General features: G+C 60.6%; 22 protein-coding genes and 2 tRNA genes. 12 read left to right on the forward strand and 12 right to left on the reverse strand.

Features of this window, described 5'->3' with window-relative positions; all coding sequences use genetic code 11:
• Positions 1 to 23 precede the first annotated feature (23 nt).
• A complete protein-coding gene (locus tag AC6HU3_RS09855; RefSeq protein ID WP_497473594.1) occupies positions 24 to 494 on the reverse strand; it encodes a TIGR00725 family protein in 471 nt (156 codons plus the stop codon).
• Positions 495 to 695: 201 nt separating this feature from the next.
• On the reverse strand, positions 696 to 2828 hold the full coding sequence (locus tag AC6HU3_RS09860; protein ID WP_497473595.1) for an LVIVD repeat-containing protein: 2133 nt from the start codon (positions 2826 to 2828) through the stop codon (positions 696 to 698).
• A 128-nt stretch (positions 2829 to 2956) separates the two neighbouring features.
• Between AC6HU3_RS09860 and AC6HU3_RS09865 the strand changes: the two genes are divergently transcribed.
• From AC6HU3_RS09865 to purB, 6 genes are all read left to right on the forward strand, one after another.
• Positions 2957 to 3048 (forward strand) — tRNA-Ser (locus tag AC6HU3_RS09865).
• A gap of 5 nt (positions 3049 to 3053) precedes the next feature.
• A tRNA-Ala gene (locus tag AC6HU3_RS09870) sits at positions 3054 to 3129 on the forward strand.
• Positions 3130 to 3131: 2 nt separating this feature from the next.
• The gene (kdsB, locus tag AC6HU3_RS09875; protein ID WP_497473596.1) at positions 3132 to 3863 is read left to right on the forward strand and encodes a 3-deoxy-manno-octulosonate cytidylyltransferase; all 732 of its coding nucleotides are present in this window, start codon (positions 3132 to 3134) and stop codon (positions 3861 to 3863) included.
• A gap of 49 nt (positions 3864 to 3912) precedes the next feature.
• A complete protein-coding gene (locus AC6HU3_RS09880) occupies positions 3913 to 5280 on the forward strand; it encodes a hypothetical protein (protein ID WP_497473597.1) in 1368 nt (455 codons plus the stop codon).
• A gap of 31 nt (positions 5281 to 5311) precedes the next feature.
• Positions 5312 to 7117, forward strand: a complete 1806-nt coding sequence (locus AC6HU3_RS09885; RefSeq protein ID WP_497473598.1) for a hypothetical protein — start codon at positions 5312 to 5314, stop codon at positions 7115 to 7117.
• Positions 7118 to 7189: 72 nt separating this feature from the next.
• Positions 7190 to 8512 carry an adenylosuccinate lyase gene (gene purB, locus AC6HU3_RS09890; RefSeq protein ID WP_497473599.1) on the forward strand — a complete coding sequence of 441 codons (1323 nt, stop codon included), beginning with the start codon at positions 7190 to 7192 and terminating at the stop codon, positions 8510 to 8512.
• Here the strand turns inward: purB and AC6HU3_RS09895 are convergent.
• Genes AC6HU3_RS09895 through AC6HU3_RS09910 form a run of 4 tightly spaced genes read right to left on the reverse strand, consistent with a single transcriptional unit; the run spans position 8424 to position 11016 of the window.
• The gene (locus AC6HU3_RS09895) at positions 8424 to 9380 is read right to left on the reverse strand and encodes a hypothetical protein (RefSeq protein ID WP_497473600.1); all 957 of its coding nucleotides are present in this window, start codon (positions 9378 to 9380) and stop codon (positions 8424 to 8426) included. The two genes, purB and AC6HU3_RS09895, sit on opposite strands and share 89 nt — an antisense overlap.
• Positions 9380 to 9994, reverse strand: coding sequence for an anti-sigma factor family protein (locus AC6HU3_RS09900; RefSeq protein ID WP_497473601.1), 615 nt, complete (start codon positions 9992 to 9994; stop codon positions 9380 to 9382). Before AC6HU3_RS09900 ends, AC6HU3_RS09895 begins: the two co-directional genes overlap by 1 nt.
• Positions 9981 to 10475, reverse strand: a complete 495-nt coding sequence (locus tag AC6HU3_RS09905) for an RNA polymerase sigma factor (protein ID WP_497473602.1) — start codon at positions 10473 to 10475, stop codon at positions 9981 to 9983. Before AC6HU3_RS09905 ends, AC6HU3_RS09900 begins: the two co-directional genes overlap by 14 nt.
• Positions 10462 to 11016 carry a LolA family protein gene (locus tag AC6HU3_RS09910; protein ID WP_497473603.1) on the reverse strand — a complete coding sequence of 185 codons (555 nt, stop codon included), beginning with the start codon at positions 11014 to 11016 and terminating at the stop codon, positions 10462 to 10464. Before AC6HU3_RS09910 ends, AC6HU3_RS09905 begins: the two co-directional genes overlap by 14 nt.
• Before the next feature lie 368 nt (positions 11017 to 11384).
• On the opposite strand from AC6HU3_RS09910, the gene AC6HU3_RS09915 reads away from it, so the two are divergent.
• The 6 genes from AC6HU3_RS09915 to AC6HU3_RS09940 all read left to right on the forward strand — a co-directional run bounded on the left by AC6HU3_RS09915 (position 11385) and on the right by AC6HU3_RS09940 (position 16502).
• Complete coding sequence (locus AC6HU3_RS09915) at positions 11385 to 12386, forward strand: hypothetical protein (RefSeq protein WP_497473604.1); 1002 nt, start codon at positions 11385 to 11387, stop codon at positions 12384 to 12386.
• Positions 12387 to 12401: 15 nt separating this feature from the next.
• On the forward strand, positions 12402 to 13646 hold the full coding sequence (locus AC6HU3_RS09920) for a hypothetical protein (RefSeq protein WP_497473605.1): 1245 nt from the start codon (positions 12402 to 12404) through the stop codon (positions 13644 to 13646).
• Positions 13647 to 14212: 566 nt separating this feature from the next.
• Positions 14213 to 14569, forward strand: a complete 357-nt coding sequence (locus AC6HU3_RS09925) for a DUF3054 domain-containing protein (RefSeq protein WP_497473606.1) — start codon at positions 14213 to 14215, stop codon at positions 14567 to 14569.
• 20 nt (positions 14570 to 14589) lie between these two features.
• Positions 14590 to 15006: a DUF192 domain-containing protein gene (locus AC6HU3_RS09930; RefSeq protein ID WP_497473607.1), complete on the forward strand. Its 417-nt coding sequence runs from the start codon at positions 14590 to 14592 to the stop codon at positions 15004 to 15006.
• Positions 14969 to 15634, forward strand: coding sequence for a 7-cyano-7-deazaguanine synthase (locus AC6HU3_RS09935; RefSeq protein ID WP_497473608.1), 666 nt, complete (start codon positions 14969 to 14971; stop codon positions 15632 to 15634). The genes AC6HU3_RS09930 and AC6HU3_RS09935 overlap by 38 nt, the downstream gene beginning before the upstream one ends.
• A 31-nt stretch (positions 15635 to 15665) precedes the next feature.
• Positions 15666 to 16502 carry a TIGR04222 domain-containing membrane protein gene (locus tag AC6HU3_RS09940; RefSeq protein WP_497473609.1) on the forward strand — a complete coding sequence of 279 codons (837 nt, stop codon included), beginning with the start codon at positions 15666 to 15668 and terminating at the stop codon, positions 16500 to 16502.
• On the opposite strand, the gene AC6HU3_RS09945 is transcribed toward AC6HU3_RS09940, so the two are convergent.
• From AC6HU3_RS09945 to AC6HU3_RS09970, 6 genes are all read right to left on the reverse strand, one after another.
• Positions 16493 to 18091, reverse strand: coding sequence for a M23 family metallopeptidase (locus tag AC6HU3_RS09945; protein ID WP_497473610.1), 1599 nt, complete (start codon positions 18089 to 18091; stop codon positions 16493 to 16495). The genes AC6HU3_RS09940 and AC6HU3_RS09945 overlap by 10 nt on opposite strands.
• Complete coding sequence (locus AC6HU3_RS09950; RefSeq protein WP_497473611.1) at positions 18088 to 20529, reverse strand: DNA polymerase; 2442 nt, start codon at positions 20527 to 20529, stop codon at positions 18088 to 18090. Before AC6HU3_RS09950 ends, AC6HU3_RS09945 begins: the two co-directional genes overlap by 4 nt.
• Positions 20504 to 21361, reverse strand: a complete 858-nt coding sequence (locus AC6HU3_RS09955) for a sigma-70 family RNA polymerase sigma factor (RefSeq protein ID WP_497473612.1) — start codon at positions 21359 to 21361, stop codon at positions 20504 to 20506. Before AC6HU3_RS09955 ends, AC6HU3_RS09950 begins: the two co-directional genes overlap by 26 nt.
• A gap of 16 nt (positions 21362 to 21377) precedes the next feature.
• A complete protein-coding gene (locus tag AC6HU3_RS09960) occupies positions 21378 to 21686 on the reverse strand; it encodes a MerR family transcriptional regulator (protein ID WP_497473613.1) in 309 nt (102 codons plus the stop codon).
• Positions 21687 to 21780: 94 nt separating this feature from the next.
• Positions 21781 to 22734 carry a zinc-binding dehydrogenase gene (locus tag AC6HU3_RS09965; RefSeq protein WP_497536314.1) on the reverse strand — a complete coding sequence of 318 codons (954 nt, stop codon included), beginning with the start codon at positions 22732 to 22734 and terminating at the stop codon, positions 21781 to 21783.
• Positions 22735 to 22736: 2 nt separating this feature from the next.
• Positions 22737 to 23663: an MBL fold metallo-hydrolase gene (locus tag AC6HU3_RS09970; protein WP_497473614.1), complete on the reverse strand. Its 927-nt coding sequence runs from the start codon at positions 23661 to 23663 to the stop codon at positions 22737 to 22739.
• Positions 23664 to 23666 lie beyond the last annotated feature (3 nt).

A 23666-nucleotide genomic window follows, 5' to 3' on the forward strand; every position in this document is an offset into this window, starting at 1 on the left:
TGCACCCTCCAGGTTGAGGGGGGTCACGGGGAACCCCCGGAATTCTGTATGGACTGGACCGTGCGACGGAGAAACCCGACGGCCTCCTCCACCGAACCGGCGGTGGGCATCTCAAAGGGCCAGCCCGGCTGGAAAAGGCCCACCACGGGTTTCCCGATGCGCAACGCGAGCGACAGTTCGTTGAGCGTCCCCAGGCTCCATCCCACCGCCACCAGGGCCCAGGAGGTCTGCACCACCAGCGCATTCCGGACATGCCCCAGCCCCGTGGGAAGCGCCACGGTGAGATGGGGATTGCCTTCAAAGGGATCCGTCCCCATGAGCATCCCGATCACGAGTCCTCCAGCCCGCCGGGCTCCGCGGCTCGCCGCCTCCATCACCCCGCCATACCCGCCCGAAAGAAGGACCCACCCTTCCCGCGCGATGGCCTCACCCAGCGCTTCTGCCGCCGCATACCACTCTGGCTGGGGAACGCTCGGACCGATGACACCAATCACCGGACGCGGTTGCATATGCATATTATAAACGCCCGGAAGCGGAAGGAAAAGAAAACGCCTTACTCATCAACCTACGCGAAACCACCCCGCGAGAAAATCTCTAAAAAAGCCTACGGAAAGGAGAAATTCCCTTCGGCTTCCGGATGTGCGGGAAATTCCGAAAATCCCCCGGCGCCGCCAGAAGGCGGCACCGAAAGAAGGTTATTTCGTCACCACAATCCGGAAAGGTGTGGGAGCAAAGGGCGTTCGGAGAAGATACATCCCCGCCGGAAGACCATGAAGCCAGAGAAGCACTTCCTTTACACCTGCTGCCAGGGCATATTTCCGGACGCGGCGACCGTCTGGAGCATAAAGGGCGAGAGAGACCGGTTCAGAAAGTGGCATGGTCAAGACCAGACGGAAAGCCCCCGGCCCTGCCGCGACAAGACGCACCCGGTTCGGCGAAACCTCGCCATGATCCTCCGAAACGTCCGTGCCCAAAAACTCCAGAATCTGGAGACCAGCGCTGGTCGCTACATAGATGTGGTTCTCTATAACGGCCACAGACCTTGCAAATCCCGATGTTCCGTAATATCCCACCTCCACTGGATTTGCGGGATCGAGCATGTCTATCAAGCGAAAACCTTCGTACCCATCTGCGACATAGACAAGATGTCCTGCAGCCGCCACATCCGAAGCACTTCCCGGCGTGTCATATTCCCCCACCTCCCTGGGGTTTGTTGGATCGGACACGTCAATCACGCGAAGGCCTGAATCTCCGGTTGCCACGTAGACGTAATTCCCCGACGCTGTCACGCTCACAGCATACCCTGGCGTATTGTGCGCTCCCACTTCTGCGGGGTTTGTGGGATCAGACACATCCACCACACGAAGGCCTGAATCTCCATCTGCTACGTAGGCATAGTTGCCCGCGATCACAATGTCACGGGCACTCCCTGGTGTGTTATAAAACCCGACCTCCAACGGGTTTGTGGGGTCAGACACGTCCACCACACGAAGGCCTGAGCCCGCATCCGCCACATAGGCGAGATTACCCGAAATTGCAACGGATAAGGCACTCCCCGGCGTATTGTATGCTCCCACCTCCACAGGGGTTGCCGGCGTCGAAACATCCACCACTCTGAAGCCAGAATCATAATCGGCCACGTAAGCGTAGCGTCCGGACACCGCCACGCCCTCCGCATATTGCTGTGAAAGATAGTACCCCACTTCAAGAGGTCTCGCCGGATCAGTTACATCAATTACGCGGAGTCCTCCGTACTCGGCCGCAATGTAGGCGTAATTTGCCGAAACTGCTACGGCGTTAGACCAGTCCGGCATATAGTAATATCCCACTTCTACAGGATTCGCTGGGTCAGACACGACAATTAAACGAAGTCCTGCCCAGCCCGCCGCGACATAAGTATAGATCCCTTGAGACACCACATCGTTTGCCCACCCTGGCATGTCATAGCGCCCAACCTCTACAGGATCTGTGGGATTAGAGACATCCACCACGCTAAGGCCCCCAAATCCAACTGCCACATAGGCATAATTCCCCGAAATCGCCACACCCGAAGCACTTCCCGGCGTACTGTATGATCCCACTTCCACGGGATTCGTGGGATCGGACACATCCACCACACGAAGGCCAGAGTACCCCTCTGCCACATAGGCGTGATTCCCCGCAATCGCAACATCCCATGCACTCATAGGCGTATGATATGCTCCCATTTCAACAGGACTTGTGGGATCGGACACATCCACCACATGAAGGCCTGAATCTCCAGATACATAGGTGTAATTTCCGGAAACCACCAGACTATTGGCACTCCCTGGTGTGTTATAAAACCCGACCTCCAACGGGTTTGTGGGGTCAGACACGTCCACCACACGAAGGCCTGAGAACCCAGCTGCCACATAGGCATAATTTCCCGAAACCACAACGTCATTGACCCAGCCCGGTGGAATATAAGATCCCACCTCCACGGGATTCGATGGGTCCGATACGTCCAACACGCGGAGCCCCGCCCAATCTTCTGCAACATAAAGTTTCCGTGTTGCTGAGACATAGTAGAGACTTCTCACAATCTCGGGCAGTGTCAAGCCTTTGATCATGACCGGCCGGGATGAATCCAAAATATCCAGAATGTATAGTCCACCCTCAATACCCACAAATGCCAGATGCCGAGCACTATCCACCGCAACCGCATATGCTCGTCCAAAAGGCCATGCACCCACCCGACGGACATTCAACGAGTCCTGGAAGAGCCGGACAGGTGGGTCGGGGCGGTCCAGCTTCCACCCATCCCGCGGAGATCCCGGGAGGAACACAATGAGACTCATCCACACCATCGGTTACCTCCTGTTGTTGTGCTTTTGAGTGCGGGGAGTTTTTAAGGTACAATCGGCGAAGGATCAAGAGAAAGTTTGACAATCCCGTGCGGCAACCTTACAATCACCATCACCCCGAAAGGGGACGCGGAGGGGTGCCCGAGTGGACGAAGGGGTGCGACTGGAAATCGCACAGCCCCCGAAAGGGGGCTCAAGGGTTCGAATCCCTTCCCCTCCGCCATAGGTGGGGCCGTAGCTCAGTTGGGAGAGCGCCAGAATCGCACTCTGGAGGTCAGGGGTTCGAATCCCCTCGGCTCCACCATCGTGGTCATCCCCGCTCGCTGGGCCTCGTCCCGGTTCCCCGGAAAAATCCTCCATCCCATCGCCGGAAAACCCCTTCTCCAGTGGGTGTTTGAGCACGTCCGGCGCCTTCCTGTTCGGGGGGTCTGGGTGGCCACGGACGCCCCCCGCATCAAAGAAGCCGTGGAATCCTGGGGGGGCGAAGCCCTCCTCACGCCTCCGGACCTTCCCTCCGGCACCGATCGTATCGCCTGGGCCGTTGAGCACTTTGACCTCCCGGGAAACTTCGTTCTGAACGTCCAGGGCGACGAGCCCCTCCTGACCGACAGCATCCTCCTGAACTTTCTCCAGGAGGCCTTCCGGCACAGGGACTGGGATGTCGCCACCCTCACCACAACGTTTGCCTCGCTGGAGGAGATCCAATCCCCCCACACGGTCAAGGTGGTGACGGACCGTTCGGGGCGCGCCCTCTATTTCTCCCGCAGTCCCATCCCCCACGTGCGGGGTCGGGAGACGCCTCCGGTGGAGGTCTTCTGCAAACACATCGGCGTGTATCTCTATACCCGGGAATGCCTTCTCTCGGTGGTGAAAACGCCGCCCACACCCCTGGAGGAACTGGAAAAACTGGAACAGCTTCGAATTCTGGAGACAGGGCGAACCCTCCGGGTGGTTCATCTCCCGGGCCTGCGCCTCCAGGCTGTGGACACGCCGGAAGACGCATCCAAAGCGGAAACCATGCTCTTAAAGGGGATTTAACATCGGTCATGTATCCTTTGTTCACGCCCATACGAACGGGATGGCTCCGATGAAAGCACAGAGGGACGTCTTCTTCTTCCTGACCACTGCGGTGCTGGGGATGGCTTCATGCCGGAAAACCTCCTTCACGCCTCCTGAAAACCGTCCGCCGGAGACTTATCTTTCCATCCGCAGCGCACAGACGGACACGGTTTCCGCGAAAGTCGGCCTCGCCTGGTATGGCAACGATCCGGACGGGGAGGTGGTGGGCTATCATTACCTCTGGCTTTACGGGGATTCCCTTGTGACGGGCACCACCTTCACCACTGCCACCTCCGACACCTTTGTCCTTCCGGTGTTTGATTCCGTCCGCACCTACACCTTCCGCATCTGGGCAGAAGACAACGCAGGAGCATGGGACCCCACACCCGCGGAGGTTTCCATCCCCATGGTGAACACGCCACCCGAGGTGGCTTTCGCCTTCCGGAGCCTCCCCCCGGAGACCACCCTTCCGGCCGTGACCTTTTTCTTTGAGGCCCATGATGTGGACGGGGACACCACCATCACCGATCTCCTCTATCGCCTGGATGTCGACACCGCCTGGACGTCCATGCCCTATGCCCCCCACGTCACCCTCACGAACATCCCGCCCGGAAACCGCACGGTGTTTTTCCGGGTGGCGGATTTCACCGGTGCCCTCTCCGACAGCATCGCCTTCTCCTGGTTCGTGGAACCGCTTGCCGGAAGTCTGCTGGTGATCCTGGATCACGTGGACAGCCGGGATGCCTGGATCGGTCTGGTAGAGGGGGCGGGATTTGCCCCCGGTTCCTACACGGTCTGGGAATTCCCAAAACACGAATCCCGGAGCGTGCAAGACTTTCCGGAAGTGCGGGAGAGTTTTGAGGCTATCGCCCTGGACCCCCGTTTCACCCGGATCCTGTGGGCCAGCGATCGGTATCAGCCCGACTCCACGTCCCTGGAACACTTCACCTATCCGGATGCTCGGGGCCGACGCCTGTTTGAGGAATTCCTCAATCGAGGAGGGAAAATTCTGGTCTCAGGCCAGAGTGCCCTTCAGGATATGGCTTCGGATTTTGTGCAGAGCCAGATCGGGGTGGATCCCTATGACACCACCCAGGTGGTGGCCAACCGCTCCGTTCTGAAATTCTACGGTCCCATTCTCCGGGAATCCGGTGCACCCGCCGGTCTTCCTGATTCCCTGGAGTTCAGTCCGGGAGTCTCCATCCTGACCCAGCCAGATGGGTTCCTCACCGGGACGTTCACGCCCCTGTATCGGGCGCACTTTCTGGTGAACGGGCAGGATTCTGCGATGACGGCGGCGGTGCAGAAGGGAAGCTTTGCCCTGTTCAGTTTTGAACTGGTGAAAACCAACGGCCTGGGGAATGCGCCCCAGGTCCTGGCGGTGCTGTTGCAATAGGGTTGCGAAAACGGTTCAAACAGGAGGAGAGATGATGAAACGTGTGCTGGGTCTGGGGATCCTGCTCTGGGCAGGGAGCCTTTCCGCCCAGACAGTGGTCACCATCCAGGAACTCCAGTGTAACTGGGACTCCACCTATGCCTCCACGTACGTGGGGCAGACGGTGGAAGTTTCCGGCGTGGTGTCCTCACCCTTCGGGTCGGTGGCTTCGTCCCGGACCTTCTTCATCCAGGATCCTGCGGGCGGTCCCTGCAGCGGCGCGATGGTGTATGTGCCCAGCAGCGCCGGTGACCCCACCCTTTCGCTCGGGGACAGCGTGACCGTCGTGGCATCGGTGGACGAATACTTCGGGAACACCGAGCTGATTGTGTCAGATGTGGCCAACATCACGGTGCACGGCAACGTGGGGGAGCCCAACCCCACCGTGATCGCGGCCGGTGTGCTGGATACCACTGCCACGTCCAGCTATGCGGGTTCCCAGCCTGACACGGCGGAGATGTACGAAGGGGTGCTGGTGGAAGTGGCCGGGTTCGTGGCGGACACCGGGCAATCCCAGGGCGACTGGACCCTCACCGACGGGACGGGATTTGCCTATGTCCGCCTGAACGGGAATTACGCCTACAACCCCATGCCCGGTGACCCCGTGACCGTGCGGGGGATCGTCCACACGTATTTCAGCCTCTACCGGATTCAGCCCCGGTCGGATGCGGACGTGATTGTGCAGGCGGTGCACGTGTCCTATGCCTATGCCCGGGGCGCGGATCAGGTGGACGTGCTCTTCAGCACCGAGATCGGCCAGGCAAGCGCCGAGGACGTGACGAACTACACCATCTATGACTCCACCATGACGAACACCATCCCCATCACCACCGCCACCCAGGATCAGAACAACCTGAAGCGGGTGACGCTCACACTTGGACAGTCCCTGAACCCGGGCGAACTGTATTACCTGGTGTCCACCATCCCGAATCCGGCCGAGACCACCAGCTTCTATGGCCTCCTCACCCTGGCCCAGATTCAAAGCGACACCGTTCCCGGGGATACGTCGGGGACCTTCCCCACCCAGTGGGACGGGAAGGTGGTGAGTGTCCAGGTGATTGTCACCGCGGATCCCACGGCCATCTCCTTCACCTCCTCCGCATGGGCTTTCTTCCAGGATCCGGGGGCAGGCCCCTGGAGCGGAATGATGACCTATGCCCCGGGTGTGGCCCCGAACTGGACCGTGGGGGATTCTCTTCTGGTGGTGGGGGAAATTACGGAATACAACGGCATGACCGAAATCGTCAACATCCTGTACTGGGAACTTCTGGGCCAGAACGCGGCGGTGACGGTGGACAACGTCCAGACCGGCGATGTGGGGGAGATGTGGGAAGGGGCGCTGGTGAGCGTGTCCGGAACCGTGCAGTCCATCACGGGATCCCAGTTTATTCTGGATGACGGCACGGGGCCCGTTCAGGTAAACGCCGACACCACCATCACCCAGAACATGTTTGTGGGGGGAGTGGCGCAGGTGACGGGCGTGGTGCGGTATACGGGCGGCAATTATGTGATCTATGTCCGTTCGGTGAACGACGTGCCGGTGGAAGAGGGTGTGGCACCGGTGGGAGCCGGTCTCCGGCTCCTCACGCCCATCGTGCGGGATGGCCAGGTGGTGCTTGCCGCACCCGGCCGGAACGCCCTGGACATCCAGATTCTGGACGTGCTGGGCCGGAGGGTGAACCGCCTCCAGGTGCCGGTGGTGAACGGACTCGCCCGGATTACGGGTCTGCGCCTTGCGGGCGGAGTGTATTTCCTGAGAGCCGATGGCGAGACCTTCCGCTTTGTCCGTCTGCGCTGACGTGACCCGCACGCAACCTGTTGCTCCGGGGGGCTCTGCCCCCCGGAGTGTTTTCTGGAGGAGGTGACCAGGATGATCCCCCGTTACACCCTTCCCGAAATGGAGGCCGTCTGGTCCGAAGAAAACCAGTACCGCACCTGGGTCGCCGTGGAGTTCGCCGTGCTGGAAGCCCAGATTGAGCTGGGCGTGGTGCCCCCGGAAGCCCGGGACGTCCTTGCCCGAAAAGATCAGATCGACGTTGCCCTTCTTGCAAAACGGGCCCAGGAAATCGAGCGGGACGTGAACCACGATGTGATCGCCTTTCTGTGGGCGCTGGAAGAACAGCTGGGGCCTTCGGGGCGCTGGATCCACTTCGGGCTCACCTCGTCGGATGTGGTGGATACGGCTCTTTCTCTTCGGATCCAGCAGGCGGGAGCCCTGCTCCTCGAGGCGATGGACGGTTATCTTGACGCCCTCAAACGCCGGGCGCTTGAGGAGAAACGCACCCTCATCATGGGGCGCACCCACGGGATGTTCGCGGAACCCACCAGCCTGGGCCTGAAGTTTCTGTCCTTTTATGCCGAAGGACTTCGCCACCGTCATGCGCTGGCAGAGGCCCTTGAAGGCCTGCGGGTGGGGAAACTCTCGGGTGCGGTGGGGACTTATGCTTTCACCCATCCGGAGGTGGAACGGCGGGCCCTCCAGAAACTCGGCCTGGAGGTAGAACCCGTGTCCACCCAGATCCTTCCCCGGGACCGCCACGCCCGGCTTCTCTCCGCCATGGCCCTTGCCGGAGGAGGGGTGGAGCGCCTGGCGGTGGAGATCCGTCTTCTCCAGCGGACAGAGGTGGGGGAACTGGAAGAGCCCTTCACCACCAGGCAGCGGGGCTCATCCGCCATGCCCCACAAACGCAATCCCATCCGGAGCGAACGCCTCACAGGACTTGCCCGCCTTCTGCGGGGCTATGCCCTTCCAGCCATGGAAAACCAGGCGCTGTGGCACGAACGGGACATTTCCCATTCCTCGGTGGAGCGGGTGATCCTTCCGGACGCCTTCCATGCCCTCTATTACATGCTCCACCTCGCCCGAAAGGTGGTGGACGGCCTTGTGGTCCATCACGACCGGATTCGGGAAAACCTGGGCCGGTTCGGAAACTTTTATTACAGTCAGGGGATTCTGCTCCGTCTTGTGGCGAAGGGGGTGGCCCGCCAGGTCGCCTATGGCTGGGTGAAGGAAGCCGCCCACCGATCCCTCCAGGAGGGCATCCCCTTTGAGCAGACTCTCGGTGAGCACCCCCGGATCCGGGAACGTCTCTCCAGGGAGGAAATCAGCGAGGTCTTCGAAACGGACTTTCTTGCCTTCGTGGACGAAATCTACGATCGGGTGCTTGGGGAGGCCGGTGCCCGATCAGGGTGATCACCCCCACCCGGCCGTCTTTCCACACCTCCACCTGGGCCAGGGGAACCGGGTGGAGTACCTCCACCGTTCCGTCCAGATAGACCCGAAGGGCCCGTTCTGGAAAGACCTTCACGCTGTCCACATCCGGTGGAAGATCCAGACGGTCCACGGGGAGGGTCAACACCTGAGGGGGGAAAAGGGGCGGAATGTCCACATACACGGGGATCCGCACCCGTCCTTTCCCCGGACGAGCCACCACCAGCGCGCCTCGCCCCGGCTCCACCCCTTCGATCCGGAACCCCTTTTCCTCTTTTCGGACCACCACGCCGCCCTGAGCCCAGGCTTCCACCTTTCGAAGCCCCTCCACCTCCCGGATTTCTCCCTTTTTGAGATACAGGGGTTTCCACCAGGACAGGTCGCCTGTTCCCGGCAGGCAGACCACCAGGGTTCGGCCAAACTGGATGGCATTGTCCTTGCGGAGTTCATAGAACACCACGCTCCGGCCGGGGGATGTGCACGTGGCCACCACGCCCCCATCGGTTTCATCAAGATGCAACCGGTCTTCGGGCAGGGCCAGGGTGCGTATGGCGTAAGTCCCCGGGGGGATCACGGTGAGGGTTTCTCCGGGCGGGATAACCACCCGGGGAGGAATCCGCCGAAGGGGCGTTTCGTGAAAGGGGCGAACCTCCACCGGGAAAGGACGGATCCCCCGACGGGATTTCACAAGGAGCACGCCGGCACCGCCCCGGAGGGGAACCACCCGATCCCCCTCCACGCGAACCAGGTCTTCCGGGAACACCCGCACCACCCGGACGTCGGGAGGCAGGGGGTGGGGCTTGCCCACTTCAAGTTGAAGGCCGGCCAGGGCGAAAAGAAGAAGCATCATCAAAGCTCAAACCCTCCGGTGAAGACGATTCGCTGGATCTCCAGGGTATCCCGTCCTGCTTGCAGGGTGATCCGGATGTCGTGGGGCCCCTCTTCGGGAAGATAGAAGTCCTCCAGCACCCAGGCGTCGTCCAGGCGCTCCATCCAGGCTTCCAGAGGCTGACCGTCCACCTCGGCCTGCAGGAGTTTCGCGCCGGGAAAGGCCGATTTCACGATCAGGGTGAGGCGGCCGTTCTTGAGAACCGTCCCGTCTTCGGGGAACACGAAAACCTGCGATCCTGCCGTGGTGGCTGTGAGGGGTGTGCGGGTGGGGATCCGCGTTCGCCCGGCCAGCAGGGCAAACACCAGGAGAGCAGCCACCGCCAGGCCGGCGACCAGCGCCTGTCCGGCACGGCGAAGGAACCGGCGCCGGCGGAAGGTTTTGAGCATGCGAGTTTCTTCTTGCAGGGCATCGGGGACGATGGGCGTTCGGGCCGCTTCCAGCAGGTCCAGGTGGACCTGAAGGAGTCTCCGGCAGGACGGACATGCGGCCACATGGGCCCACACCTCCGGGGAAAGCTCCTCCACCTCCCCGTTCAGATAGGCCTCAAGCATGGCTTCTTCACGGCAGCTCATGTTCCATCTCCAGGATCAGGTCCCGCAACTTTCTGCGGGCCCGGTTCAGGCGGGACTTCACCGTCCCCACCGGAACGTCCAGTGCCTCGGCAATTTCGGCAACCGACAGACCTTCAAAATAAAACATCATGATCACCTCCCGAAATTCCTCCGGCAGGGCCTGGAGTGCCCGACGAAGGCGAACCGTTCGGGCCGGGAGTTCCTGATGAGGGGCGGCGGGCTCCCCGTGAGACTCCATGTGGAGTTCCAGGGAGGTGGTGGGGTTTTTCCGCCGGAAAAAATCCCGGACCGCATTGCGGGCGATGGTGAAGAGCCAGGTGCGGACGCTCGCATCACCCCGAAAGGACCCCCAGGCACGAAAGGCCTTGGTGAAGATGGTCTGGGTGAGATCCTTGGCGTCTTCCAGGCTGCCCACCTGCCAGGCCACATAGTTCAGAATCTCCTGGTAATGTCGAGCCACCACCTCTTCAAAAGCCTTCATTCCCGTCCTCGCGAGGAGCCCCGTCTTCCGATGAATTAGACGAGGAAGACCCCGATGAGGTTCCCGGGGGACGGGGAAGGGGAGGGATGCTGGCCCGGGGGCGGAAGCTGCGAAAGCGAAAATGAAGCTCCGCGTCCCGCGTGATCACCCGGAGACTTTCCGGAACACCGGCCCGGGAGAACCACAGGCGGGCCTCCACGATTTCGGGGTGGAGGGAAGGGCCGAAAACGGCTTCGAAACCATCGGGATGTGCGATCAGCGTATCCCGGGCTTCCAGGAGAAAGAGACCCGGTTTGAGGGGGGTGGTCTCCCGAATCACGTCACCGCCGGCTTCCACCCAGGCCGTGTCCCCCACGATCCACACCCGCTGGGATTCGGGAACGACCACCTGAAGAAACACCCGATCGGGAGCCACGAAGGCGAGGGTTCCCTGGAAGGTGTCCGATTCCCCAAAAGCCGGATAGGTCACCACCTCATGGAAGGTGAGGGAAAAGGTGTCATGAACGGCAAAAGGCAGCGTTGCGAGCAACCACCATCCCATCGGCGCACTCCTGTTTCGGGGAATTGTACACACCCGCTGAAGGTGCATCAAGGGGACGAGACGTTTCAGAATTTGCATGCGCAGGTGACGAGGATTCCTGATTTACCCCGAGGTATAGGAGAGGATTTGGTGGACCCGGGCACTGGGCGTTGGTGGATGTGGAGGTAGGGAAGAAAAGCTGGTTGAGAAGGTGGTGGAGAGGAGTGGGGAGTGGTGTGCGGAGGAATTTCGAGGGGATGCGAACGTGGTGACGGGGAAAGGGGTTGATGAGTTGAGGGGGCGGGAGATTCGTGGGAGAGATGGGCGGCGCTTGACAAAGCGCCACTTTTTTTTTTACACTATGAGAAAGTTCATGCAGGAGGGAAGCGATGAGCTGGCTGATGCTTTTTGCCCTCGCAAAACCTCCGGAGGTTCAACCTCCAGACTTCTCACCACCGGCCCTTCATCGGCAAGATTCCATCCACTTCGCCTGGCAGGTGGACTATTACATGCGCATCATCCCCTGGCACCGCCCTAACCCCTTCCTCCACCACCCTCAGATCCAGCAATGCCTGGGCTTTACCTTGAAAAACGGTCGGCCCGTCTTCCCTAAAACCATGTCCTATGAACAACAGGCCTACAACCTCCACATTTTATGGAGATCCTATTTCCTGCCTGGCCGGGTACTGACCGTATGCGGCTTGATCCCAGAAGATTTGATCCCCTATTTGCGGCATGGTCGGGAGTTTATCCCGCTGGATAAGGATGTAAAGCGATCCGTCCTTCTGAGCACGTTGTGGACAAACGTTGCAGGCGGTTTCGGGCTTATCATTCTAAGAAACGTAAAGCGTCGGTGGGTGATGCCGTGGGAGAAGGCGTGGAAGGCTGGCTATCGCTCGGTGTTCATCGGTGAAATCGTTGAGAACATCCTGCCACCGGACACTTTCCTGGGCCGTCTGGACAAAAAGGGGAGGGTGCGGCTGTGGAGCGTGCTGGGACCGTTTGAAGGGGGAACGATCATGGGACTGGACGAGGAAATTGCCTGCAAAGTTCCGCCTGCAAAACCGCTGATGCTGTTTGCCTATATCCCCTTTCCCGCCTATCCCCACAAGGATCTCCCTGGCCTTCCCGGTGCCATCCGGACGACGGTGGCCTATGGGCTCGAGCCTGCAGGAGAAGACACGCTTGTTATTCGATGGTGTGAATATTTAAGACCATGGGAGATCGAAACGGATCTGGGCATACGGGTGATCCGGTTCGAATCCGACACCACCCGGATGAGTGTGGTCCGTGCCATGGTGGCCGAAATTCAGCAGTGGGTTGAAAAGGTCCGCCGCGGTGAAAAACTCGACCCGGTGATCGTTCCATGGCCCAAAGAGATGCGGTACTGAACAGGGGGGGGCGCTATGGTATGGCTGGTCTTTATCCTCGGATACCCTTATGTGAGCCCTCTCTATTTTGAGGAGATTCCATGGGGTTCTTATCTGATGATCAATTCCCGCCTGCAGAACTCGGTCATTGAATCGGCAATCTACAACCAGGTTGTGATGGACTGGAACTACAATGTGTTTTATGATTACCCCTATGCACTCCAAATGGACATACATGCCTCAGATTGTGACACCACACCCGGAAACATCTGTCTGACACACCTTCAGGACGATCCAACCTCTATCTGTGATAAATACCCCAACGATGGTGACGATCCTCGTCTTGCGCGGACTTGCTACAAGATAAAGCGTATTCTCGGAATTTTCCCCACGGACAAGATTGAATGGGCGGTGATTTATATGCCCTATTACGACAGCACCCACATTTCCTGGAACCCTTCTCCTGTTTCCGGGAAATGGCATGGTCCCACCATCGTCCGTCACGAAATCGCCCATGCCGTGGGACTCGGGCACGACCGGGATGACCTGGGAAGCCTCCTGATGAAACCTGTCCTTCCACCTGGAGAATACCGCCCCATCGACAACGTGGTTCGGGATGCCGTGTATTGCAAATACGGACCTCCGGATACCTACACACCCCCTGAACCCGGACAGGCAGGTCTCCGGGTATTGGGCACCGGCAGACAAGAAGTGAAAGAGGAAAAAGAAGCCGTCACCTGTCCGATCTTTCAGGTCGGGGGCTGCGCATATGTCCCCCCTTCAAGCTGTGACATGGACAGCGTGGTCCTGGAGGTTCGAGATTCCCTCGGAAACATGGTCCAGACCTGGTCGGGCAATCCGGACGGGTGCGTGTTTCAAAGGCAATGGATTAGCATTCCCAAAACAGGACGCTATCAGGTCCAGGCCACCGTATGGTTTTCGGGACAACCTGTTCCCACAGCATCCCTCTGGATCTACGCCTATCCTTCCCGAGCATGTTTGTCTGGTGCGGATCAGATCATTCTGGCGACAGGTTCTTCACAGAAAACGTCTCCAGACCAACCCTACGCTCCTGAGATTCGGGTGATTCCGGGAGGCGTACGGCTTCTTCTCGCAGATGATTGGCATCGGATGGAAGTGTGGGATGTGAACGGGAGGCGGGTACGGGTGGTCGAGCCTCTAAAAAGAGAGGACGCGGTCTCCCTCCCCCGTGGGGTGTATGTTTTGAGGCTCTGGGGGCAAAGCGGCGCATATAGGGTCCGGAAGGTGGTGATCCCCTGAAGGGACATCAGGCGGTGAAGAGCGCGTTTCCCAAATTTGTCATGCAATATTGTGGAGACAATCTCAAGGTGAGTTTTGAGTATTGAATCCACACCTGCCACCCTCGACATACGTGGCAGATGCCAGCTTTCGCTGTTTTTCCTTCTCCCCACGACCCCATTCCGAGTCGCATGCATCCCATCTCTGACATCTCCCCGCGGAAAATTTCTCGCATCCCCTTCCCGGTCTCCACAGGACCAAAGGAGAAATATTTTCGGGCTCCCTACGGTGTTCTGAAGGAACGCCGTGAAATGTATTTGGGGGTGGGGGTCCGAACACCTGTCCGGAGGTCAGAAAGTCCGCGTCCCCTTCAGAGAGGCCGTTTGCAGGTATCTAATGGAACAACAGGTCCCTCATCGGTACGGATGGTGTTTCACCGGCATGCCGGGGAGGGATGATCATCGCCTCCGGCGTGGGCAGGAGGACGCTCTGTCCAAAAGACGGGCGCAGGCTACCGTATGGCACAGAGCTTCCCTTCCGGGAAATCCGGGGTGGATGATTTCTCCCGGGGGGTGTATCCTTGTACTATGCTCCGAAGGGTTGGGCTTTTCCTGGGTGACGTGCTCGTGCTCATGGCCATGGCGAGCCTGGGCCTGGCATACCATGGATATCCCCTCACACTGGAACGTGTCCTGGACGTGTGCACGCCCTTTGTGCTCTCCTGGGTGCTCGTTGTATGGATCATCGGTTTCCAGCGCACCTCCACCCGACTCTCAGGGATTCTCCGGGCCTGGGTTGTGGCCTTCCCCCTGGGGCTTTCCCTCCGTCTTCTGATGGGGGATGAGGTTCCCCTTCTCTTTGCGTTCGTGACCTTCGTATCCTATGGCTTTGCCATGATCGTGTGGCGGGCGGTGGTGGCTCGTATCCTATGCCGTTTGGGCTGATGCTCCTAGTCCCCTCGGTTTTGCCTGGAACCCTTTTCGTGGCCGGGGACACCCTGTTTGTGGAGATCCTCACCACCGAAGAAGAGCGGGCGCTGGGGCTCATGTTTCGAACAGATCTTCCCGAGAATCACGGGGCGCTCTTTGTGTTTCCCCGGTCCGAGCGGCTTTCCTTCTGGATGAAAAACACGTACATCCCGCTGGACCTTGCCTTTCTGGACGCATCCGGCGTGATCACCGAAATCCATCCCCTCCGGCCCCTGGACGAACGTCCCGTCACATCGTCCCGCCCGGTTCCCTTCGCCCTGGAGGTGAACCGGGGATATTTTGAACGGCGGGGTGTGGGGGTGGGGGACACCGTCCGTCTCCCTGTGTGGCTTGTGGAACCCTATCGTGAGAGTCATGGAACGGTGGGTGGTTCTGGCCAGTGGTGGCATTGAGAGCGCGGCCCTGATTCGTTTCATGCTGGATCGGGGGGAGGTGGTCCCCGTGTATGTGCGGGTGGGATTCCCCTATGAGGACGCCGAAGCCCGGAACATCCGGAAACTTCTTGAGGTGTTCCAGGACCCGGGGCTTGACGCCCTGCGGGAGGTCCGGCTGTCCGGTCTCGCCCTCCGTCTCCCGGCCGTGCTTGCCCGGGAGGAGGACGTGGAGATTCCCCTGAGGAACCTGATCCTTGCAGGGGTTGGAGCGCTGGTGGCCCATGAGGTGGAGGGGATGGGGGTGGCCATGGGGACGCTGGGGAACGCGCCCTTTCCGGACAACAACCGGGACTATCTGGACCGTCTGGAGCGCCTTCTTGCGGAGGGGCTCCGCAGGCCCTCTTTCCGGCTTCTCACCCCCTTCATGGGCCGTCCCAAAGAGGAGATCCTTCAGGTGTATGCGGGCAAAGTGCCCTGGGAGCGGACGTTTTCCTGCATGAGCCCGGTGCGGGGGGAGCACTGCGGCGCCTGTGACAAGTGCCGGGAGCGCCACACCGCCTTTCTCCGGGCAGGGCTGGAGGATCCCACCTTTTATGTGACGCCGCCCACACCCTATCCACCTCCCGGGGAATCCGGAACGGGTTGACAGGTCCTCAGCCCCGGGCTATACTCTCCCCATGCTGCTTGGATTTCTGTCGGCCGTGGTGGGGGCTTCCGTGGTGATGGGGCTCGCCTGGTTTTTCTTCGGCCGGGACGACCTTCCTGAAGGGGAAGTCCAGCCCACTTTCCCTCCTCCTTTTCCCGCCTGGGCTGCCGGTGTTCTGGTGGACGAACACCTGGATGGGGTGGACTGGCTGGCCATGATCCTGCACCTGGTCCAGCAAGGAGCCCTCCGACTGGAACGCACGGGGGACACCCTCCAGGTGGTGTGCGTGCCGGACCAGGCGCCGGAGGAACCGGCAGAGAGGGCGCTGTACCGGTTTGTCTGCGAACGCTCTCCCCTTCCTCTGGACCGACCCCTTCCCGAAGGGGAGCTTCTGCCCGTTGCGCAGGTGGTGTATGAGGATCTCACCCGGAAGGGCTTTTTCCTTCACAACCCCTGGCGGGTTCGAAGGCTTTACCGGGATCTCGGGAACATTCTCGCCCTGGCCGGCATCCTGGGAACGCTGGTGGGGGTGCTGTACGGAATGGTCCCGGTGTGGCTCGGATTCAGCCTGGGGCTTGTTCCGGCGGGTCTGATCGTTCGTGTCGTGGGCGAACATATGCCCCGCAAAACCGCCCGGGGGTCACAGGCCGTGGAAATGCTCCAGGCCCTCCAGCGGATGTTTCGGAACCCCGAACTTCCGGGAAAGCCGGAAGAGGTCCTGCCCTATGCGCTGGTCCTGGGGATGATGGGCGACGTGGTGGAGAGGCTTGCCGACCCACCCACATGGTGGCCCGGAAACGGGACATTCAAAGACGAACTGACGCTGGACTTTCCCCTTCTTGCCCGGAATCTGCCTGACTACGGCTGAGGGCAGTGAGCCCGGCGGCGGTTCCCCACCCCATCCCCCAGGAGCACCTCCACCCCCTGAGGGTCACGAACATCCAGAAGGTCCAGAATCCCCCGATTGGCGTTGGAGAGGAAGGGACGCCAGGTCCCGTTCACCCGAACCGTGGTTGAATCGGGATCCCACCCCGCCACGTCGTCCTCCACCTGAATCCGGAGACGATCCGGGAGCACGGTGCACGTGCGAATCCGGGGCGCACCGGTGTCCACCCGGATCTCCCAGTCCGGGATGAAGTCCACCTTCCCGAGAGGGACAAAACGATCCCTTTTCCACCGGCCCAGAACCTGCGGCGCGGGGACATGGACCTCGAGGGGCAGGGCAAGGGGAAGCCGGCGGGGACGGAGGGCTTTCGCGTTGTATACCGCGAAAATCGACCGGAACACACCATTTCGGCGAAGGACAATCTGGATCGAACCCAGGGAAAACGTCTCGCTTTCCTGAGGCGAAAGACGGACCACATGAAGGGTGTCCTCCGGCGTGGTGAGCGTGATGGGTTCCCGGACCCAGAAAACGTCCTGATCGTTCCTGTGGCGGAGGGCCACCCCCCAGGGATGGGCCTGGAGTTCCCACATCCCCAGGGTGTCCCACACGATGTGTCCCCGGGGATCTCCGTCCGGGAAGGAGGGAACCACGGTGAAGGGCCGTCGGGCTTCGGCCAGAGGGTGGCGGAGAACCACGGTATAGGTGGCCGGAAAACCGGCTTGCAGGGCTTCGGTGCTCCGGCGATAGGCACGATGGGGGGGTGGAGGGAACCCGTACATGCGGATCCACAGGTCTGAGAAGAATCGGCCGTCATGGGCATAGAGAAAGGCGGCTTCCTGCTGGTGGGCATAATCCAGCGTGTCCATCCGCACGTGAAACAGGGTGTCATGGGGCGAAAGGAGGAGAACTTCCCGGGGCGTGGTGGCATAGCCGTTCAGGTGCACGAGTGCCTTAACCCACACCCCAAAGGGTCCCGTCACGTGGAGGGTTTCAGGAACACCGGGGAAAACCCGGGTGAAGGGTTCCCCCTCAATCAGCGTTTTGGGCGAAAGGGGGACGACCCGAAATCCCTGGATCTGGATCCACGCCCGGGGACGCCGGGGGTAGGGGAGAAGCTCGGCCGGATGCACGGGGCGCCATGCGGGATCCCGGAGTTCCACGTGGATGTGGGGGTCCACACTCCCCGTCCATCCCGAAAAAGCCAGCGTATCCCCGGGACGCAGGAGAAGGGAAGGGGACAGGTTCACCTGGACGGCAACCCGCCGGGCGGCTTCCTGCTTCTGGCGCAGGATCCGTTCCAGGCGGGGATGAAGGCGGTCCAGATGGGCAAACACCCAGCGATGTCCCCGGGTGTCCACGCCATACACCGCCCGGCCATAGCCCCAGTGGCCGTCCCGAACCCGGACCACCCGGAAGGAATCCGAAAGAACGAGGGGCCAGCCGATCTTTCCCTGTGTGGACAGGTCCCATCCCATATGAAAACGCAGCAAAGGCCGATATTCCCCGAAATCCGACACCACACGGAGGGAGTCCATCCCCAGAACGGGGAAAAGGAGGAGAAAAATGATCATTTCAGCAAATCCGCCAGGGTGGTTCCGGTGTGGAAGGAGACCTCCAGGGGAACGCTCAGAAGGTCCATGCGTTCCATCCCTTCCCGGAGCACCTCTTTCCAGGCCTCCATCTCTTCCTCCGGAATCTCCAGCACGAGTTCGTCGTGGATCTGGAGAATCATGCCTCCCTGAAGGCCCCGCCGCTCTGCGAGATCTTCGATCCGGATCATGGCGAGTTTGATCACGTCGGCCGCCGATCCCTGCACGGGCGTGTTGATGGCAATGCGTTTGAGGGCCCCATACTCGTTTCCGGACAGTTCATCCGAGAGGGGGACCCGGCGTCGCCGTCCCAGGAGGGTGCGCACCTCTCCGGTCCGTTTGGCTTCTTTTTCCGTATGCTCGATCCACGCCTTCACACCGGGGTAACTTGCCAGGGTCCGATCAATCAGCTCTTTCGCCTCATCCTGAGAAATGCCCAGGGACTCCGCCAGCCCATAGGGGCTGATGCCATACATGATCCCGAAGTTCACCACCTTGGCCATGCGCCGTTCGTCCGGTGTGATGGCTTCAGGCGGTTTCCCAAAAATCCGGCTTGCCGTTTCTGCATGGATGTCGTGCCCTTCCAGGAACGCCCGTTTCAGGTTTTCATCTCCCGAAAGATGGGCCAGGATCCGGAGCTCAATCTGGGAATAGTCGGCTGAAAGAAACACCCGCCCGGCTGAGGCTTCAAAGGCCTTCCGGATGAGCACCGCCCAGTCCCCCCGGACAGGCAGGGTCTGCAGGTTGGGTTCCCGGGTCACGATCCGCCCGGTGGCAGCCGCTTTCTGCTCAAAGGTGGGATAAATCCGTCCGGTTTCGGGATTCACGTGCTGAAACAGGTTGTCCAGATAGCTGGACCGGATTTTTTCCACCTCCCGGTATTCCAGAATTTTGGCCGGAAGGGGATGGATCTGGGCGAGTTTTTCCAGCACCGACGCATCGGTGGAATAGCCCGTTTTGGTTTTCTTGAGAGGCTTGAGGCCGATTTTCTCAAACAGGATTCGGGCAAGCTGGCGGGAGGAGCGGAGATTAAAGCGTTCCCCGGCCATCTCGTAGATTTCCGCTTCCAGGGCGTTCAGCCGGGCCATGATCTCGGCGCGCGCCTCTTCAAGCCGGGACGGATTGACCGGAATCCCCCGGGTTTCCATCCGGGCAAGCACCCGGGCCACGGGGATTTCAAGGTCGTGAAGAAGGGAAAGGAGGCCTTCCCGCTCCAGCCTCCCGCGGATGTCCGGATAGAGTTCGTGGGTGAGGGTGGCCACGGCCTCTGCGCTTTCCGGGAGTTTCACACCGCCAAAGGCCAGGGCGATTTCCTGGGCGCTGTATCGCCCGAGATCCGGCTCCAGCACGTACACCCCCAGACTCAGATCTCCCTGCACTGCATCCACACCAGCCCGGAAGAGATCTTTGCTGTCAAAAGCGATCCATGAACCGCCCTCAGGCAGCTGGGGCGTGCGAAAACACCGCCCCTCTGACGCGATCACGAAAGCCTCGCCCTCCCGCACCACCGCCCCTTCCCGGGGAGGGGCTTCCTGGACAAGGGGATAGGGGCTCAGGGGCTCGGACACCTCTTCCAGGAGGGAGAAGAACTCCATCCGCCGGAACCATTCCCTCAGGGCCTGCCGATCCTCTTTTCGGGGCTTCAAAAAATCGTCCAGGTCCACATCCACCGTCTGGAGGGTGACCATCTCCAGGTTCTGGCGAACCAGGGCTTCATGGGGATGAAGGAGTTTCCGGTATTTCTGGGGAAGTTCAAAGAGGGCTTCCGGGAGGGCGTCCAGCCGGATAAGGGACAGGATTTCCCGGGCGGTTTTCTTCCCGATCCCCGGAATTCCGGGGATGTTGTCCACGTTGTCCCCCACAAGGGCCAGGTATTCCCGCATTCGCTCGGGAGGAACGCCGTGCTTTTCCTCCACCTTTTCCGGCGTGAACAGGGTGGGTGGGCGGGTGGCCGGGTCATACACCTGGATGCATTCGTTCACAAGCTGCAGAAGGTCTTTGTCTGACGTCACGATCCAGACCCGAAATCCCCGTTCGCAGGCCTGCCGGGCCAGGGTGGCGGCAAGATCGTCGGCTTCATATCCCTCTTTTTCTGCATGAACGATGCCCATGGCCTCCCAGATGGCACGGATATAGGGTTTCTGCCGGACAATGGGTTTGGGGGTGGGGGGGCGGTGGGTTTTGTAGGCCTTCTGGATCTGTTCCCGACCGGAGAACCCGCGGTCCCACACGGCGATCATGAACCGGGGACGGTGCTCCTTGATCAGGTTCCACATCATCCGGGTGGCCACAAAGGTGGCGCCCACATCCTCTCCATAGGAGGTGCGGAGATTCTGTTTGGACACGGCGTAGTGGGCCCGATAGACCACCGCCGGTCCGTCCACAATCACGAGATCAGGGCTGGTCGTGTTCCCACTCATGGAAAATCTTCCGGAAACGGGCTCCCAGGAGGGATGCCAGGTTTTTGAGGGCGCGCTTGTGGAGAATGTTTACCCGCTGACGGGTGATCCCCATGATCTGGGCGATCTGCTCCATGGTATGGGTGGGGGACCCCCTCAAGCCGTAATAGAGAATGACCACCTCCCGCTGCCGGGGTGTGAGCTCATCCACGGCCCTTTCCAGCGTGGAGAAGACCTCTTCCCGCAGGACCAGGTTCTCCGGGGTGGGATACCGGAGGTCTTCCAGCACCTCCTCCATTTTCCGCCCCTCCACCCGGGGCGACGGCTCATCCAGGGAATCCACCTGGATGGGAAGCAAATTGGCAAGGAGGAGATCCCGGGAATAGGGAAGGGATTCTTCCAGTTCCTTGAGGGTGGGGGGCGGCGTTCCCTCCTGATCATACTGCTCCAGGATCTCACGCAGCACTTTCTGGATCCGGGTGTCGGTGGCCCGGAGGGGGATGAGGTGATGGGTCCGGAGAGCGTGGATGATGCGGTTCATGATCCACCAGCGGGCATAGGTCATGAGGCGGGTTCCCCGGGAGGGATCAAACCGCTGAATGGCCTCCAGGAGCCCGAGATTCCCTTCCTCCACAAGGTCGGCCAGGGGAACACCCCGTCCCCGATACTGCAGGGCGACCTGAAACACGTAACCCAGATACGCCTCCACCAGACGGCTGAGCGCCTCCCGATCCCCCCGCTGAGCTTTCTGAACGAGCTCTAACTCCTCTTCTTCCGAGGGGATCCCTGCGTGTCGCTCCCGCGCCTGCCGTAAATAGATTTCAAGAGCTTTCTCTTCCGCTTCTCTCCACATTCACCCGGCTCGCAGGTCACTCCTCCTGGAGATCTCGAAAGGCTTCGTCCAGGTCCCCCACATGTTCCAGGTAAAATTTCACGCTCGCAAGGTTGAATCCCTTTTCATGAACCAGATATTTGATGAGCCAGAGTTTGCGGATGTCCCGGGCAGAATACAGCCGGGTTTGACGATCGGTGCGGTGGGGGACCACCAGACCCTTCTTCTCATACAGCCGAAGGGTCTGCTCATGGAGACCCACGAGCCGGGCAGCCACGCTGATGATAAACAGGGGCTCATCCTCCGGAACCTGCCATTCCCACGGTTTCATCACCCGTCCGCTCATGGCTCCAGCCCCCTTTGTTATAAGATTTTCTGACGCGAACGTGTTTAGCTTTATTGTATTGCCCGGCTCTGCCACTGTCAAGTCTCCCACCGCGTCATCCGTGGGGCGGGAGAAGCACCGCTCGCCCCTGGATTTTTCGTTCTTCCAGCAGCTCGTAGGCCCGGTTGATCTCGTCCAGGGGGAAAGGGGTGTATTCCACCTGAACCTTCCCCTCTCCCAGCCACCGGGCCGCTTCCTCGTATTCTTTCTGGGTGAACGCCGCGGACCCCACGATGTGATGTTCCCGCATGATGGAAAGGGCGGGACGCATGAGGGTGATGGGTTCCCCGCTGATGTTTCCGATGAGCACCAGCGTCCCCTGGGGACGGAGGACCCGCAGGGATTCGTTGATGGTGAGGCTTCCCACGTTTTCAAACACCACGTCCACGTGGTCCACCACCTTCCGATAGCGCGGCGTGGTCACCGGCGTAACGCCCATCTGTTCCAGGCGTTCGGCCTTGGGTGGCGACGTCGCGCCGAAGACCTCGAGACCCATGTTGCGAAGAGCCTGAACAAGCACATAGCCCACGCCGCCCCCCGCGCCAGTCACCAGGGCCTTCATCCCGGGCCGGAGGTCCACGAGAGAGGTGGCATGAATGGCCGTGGCCGTGGGACAAAGACCTGCGGCGTAGATCTCAAACCGGTCGTTCGGAAGGGGAAACACCCGATGGGAGGGCACCTGAACATGGGTGGCATAGCCTCCCGGGCGCCCTTCCCCGATGATCTGGGCCTGCGGGCAGAAGTTTTCCCTTCCACTCCGGCAGGCAGGGCAGGTCCCGCACGTGATCACGGGATACGCCGCGACGGGTTTTTCGTCCAGGACACCGACAAATTCGTGACCCAGGATGGCGGGGAGAGGAAATCCCTTGAAGCCCCCTTTCCAGACCACGCGGTCCCGACCACAGATGCCCGTGGCCCGGACCTCCAACCACACTCCGTCTCCGTCAGGGAGATCCACTTCTTTAAGCACAAAGGGTTGTCGAAAAGCCTCCAGAACTGCAGCATACACCCTCATGATGGTTCGCTCCGTGCAAGTTCCCGGGCGGCGGCCACCACCATGGCCCGGAGGTTCAGGAGGAAGGCCTCCCGGGTCTGGCCGGTGGACGCTCCGAAGATGGGATGGTTGCGCACGGCCTCCAGAACCCCCTCCACATCCGGGTGGTTCCGGTAGGTTTCCGCGATGAAACGCCCGAGTTCCCGGGTGTTTTCAAGGGACTGCTCCAGAAAGGCCCGCACCTTCTCTTTTCCCACCACGTAGGATCGGTGAGGAAGGCCCAGGGCGCGCAGGGGTTGAAGCCCCGCGATGCGTTGAAGGCTTTGGTGATAGAGGTGATACGAAGCCAAAAATTGCGGGCGCACCACACCCCGGAGGTCGGGAACCCCTGCGGCTTCGCCGGGAATGGCCACGCCATCGGGCCGGACCCGAAAGGTGAGGGAGTCCCGGGTGTGTCCCGGTGTCTCCAGAACCTCGATGACCACCCCTCCCCCAAGATCCAGAACCGCACCATCCTGGAGGGTGTCGTCCAGAGAAAAGGGCTCGAAAGCCGGCGCCTCCACGCCCACGGTCTGTGCGGCCTCCTCTGAGAGACGACGGATCAGGTCCACCGCCCGTTCGCTCTGCAGGACTTTTTCCACCTTCGGGTGGGCGAGGATCCGGATGTCCGGAAAGGCGCGTTTCAGAAAGGGCGTGCTCCCGATATGGTCAAAGTGAGAGTGGGTTAAGAGGTGAAGAAAGGTTTTGGCGGGATCACGCCGGGTGCGGACCCATGCGATCAGGGGCTCCGCATTGGCCGTGTATCCGGAGTCCACAAGAACCTGGGTGTGTTCGCCCTCCACCCAATACAGGAAAACCCAGGGATTCCCCCACACCACCACGTGTTCGGAAAGGGGTTTTTCAGAAAAGGTGACGGTGAAAGGTTTCTTCGCGGTTTCGTCCATCTC

Source organism: Caldifarcimen microaerophilum (assembly GCF_055387105.1).

Bases quoted from the DNA above. Each gene is read 5' to 3' on its own strand.
- AC6HU3_RS09860 (WP_497473595.1), bottom strand. From the start codon at position 2,828: ATGGTGTGGATGAGTCTCATTGTGTTCCTCCCGGGATCTCCGCGGGAT.
- AC6HU3_RS09940 (WP_497473609.1), top strand. From the start codon at position 15,666: ATGCTGCTTGGATTTCTGTCGGCCGTGGTGGGGGCTTCCGTGGTGATG.
- purB (WP_497473599.1), top strand. From the start codon at position 7,190: ATGATCCCCCGTTACACCCTTCCCGAAATGGAGGCCGTCTGGTCCGAA.
- AC6HU3_RS09895 (WP_497473600.1), bottom strand. From the start codon at position 9,380: ATGATGCTTCTTCTTTTCGCCCTGGCCGGCCTTCAACTTGAAGTGGGC.
- AC6HU3_RS09955 (WP_497473612.1), bottom strand. From the start codon at position 21,361: ATGTGGAGAGAAGCGGAAGAGAAAGCTCTTGAAATCTATTTACGGCAG.
- AC6HU3_RS09960 (WP_497473613.1), bottom strand. From the start codon at position 21,686: ATGAGCGGACGGGTGATGAAACCGTGGGAATGGCAGGTTCCGGAGGAT.
- AC6HU3_RS09910 (WP_497473603.1), bottom strand. From the start codon at position 11,016: ATGGGATGGTGGTTGCTCGCAACGCTGCCTTTTGCCGTTCATGACACC.
- AC6HU3_RS09950 (WP_497473611.1), bottom strand. From the start codon at position 20,529: ATGAGTGGGAACACGACCAGCCCTGATCTCGTGATTGTGGACGGACCG.
- AC6HU3_RS09925 (WP_497473606.1), top strand. From the start codon at position 14,213: ATGCTCCGAAGGGTTGGGCTTTTCCTGGGTGACGTGCTCGTGCTCATG.
- AC6HU3_RS09920 (WP_497473605.1), top strand. From the start codon at position 12,402: ATGGTATGGCTGGTCTTTATCCTCGGATACCCTTATGTGAGCCCTCTC.
- AC6HU3_RS09885 (WP_497473598.1), top strand. From the start codon at position 5,312: ATGATGAAACGTGTGCTGGGTCTGGGGATCCTGCTCTGGGCAGGGAGC.
- AC6HU3_RS09900 (WP_497473601.1), bottom strand. From the start codon at position 9,994: ATGAGCTGCCGTGAAGAAGCCATGCTTGAGGCCTATCTGAACGGGGAG.
- AC6HU3_RS09915 (WP_497473604.1), top strand. From the start codon at position 11,385: ATGAGCTGGCTGATGCTTTTTGCCCTCGCAAAACCTCCGGAGGTTCAA.
- AC6HU3_RS09945 (WP_497473610.1), bottom strand. From the start codon at position 18,091: ATGATCATTTTTCTCCTCCTTTTCCCCGTTCTGGGGATGGACTCCCTC.
- AC6HU3_RS09970 (WP_497473614.1), bottom strand. From the start codon at position 23,663: ATGGACGAAACCGCGAAGAAACCTTTCACCGTCACCTTTTCTGAAAAA.
- AC6HU3_RS09935 (WP_497473608.1), top strand. From the start codon at position 14,969: ATGGAACGGTGGGTGGTTCTGGCCAGTGGTGGCATTGAGAGCGCGGCC.
- AC6HU3_RS09880 (WP_497473597.1), top strand. From the start codon at position 3,913: ATGAAAGCACAGAGGGACGTCTTCTTCTTCCTGACCACTGCGGTGCTG.
- AC6HU3_RS09905 (WP_497473602.1), bottom strand. From the start codon at position 10,475: ATGAAGGCTTTTGAAGAGGTGGTGGCTCGACATTACCAGGAGATTCTG.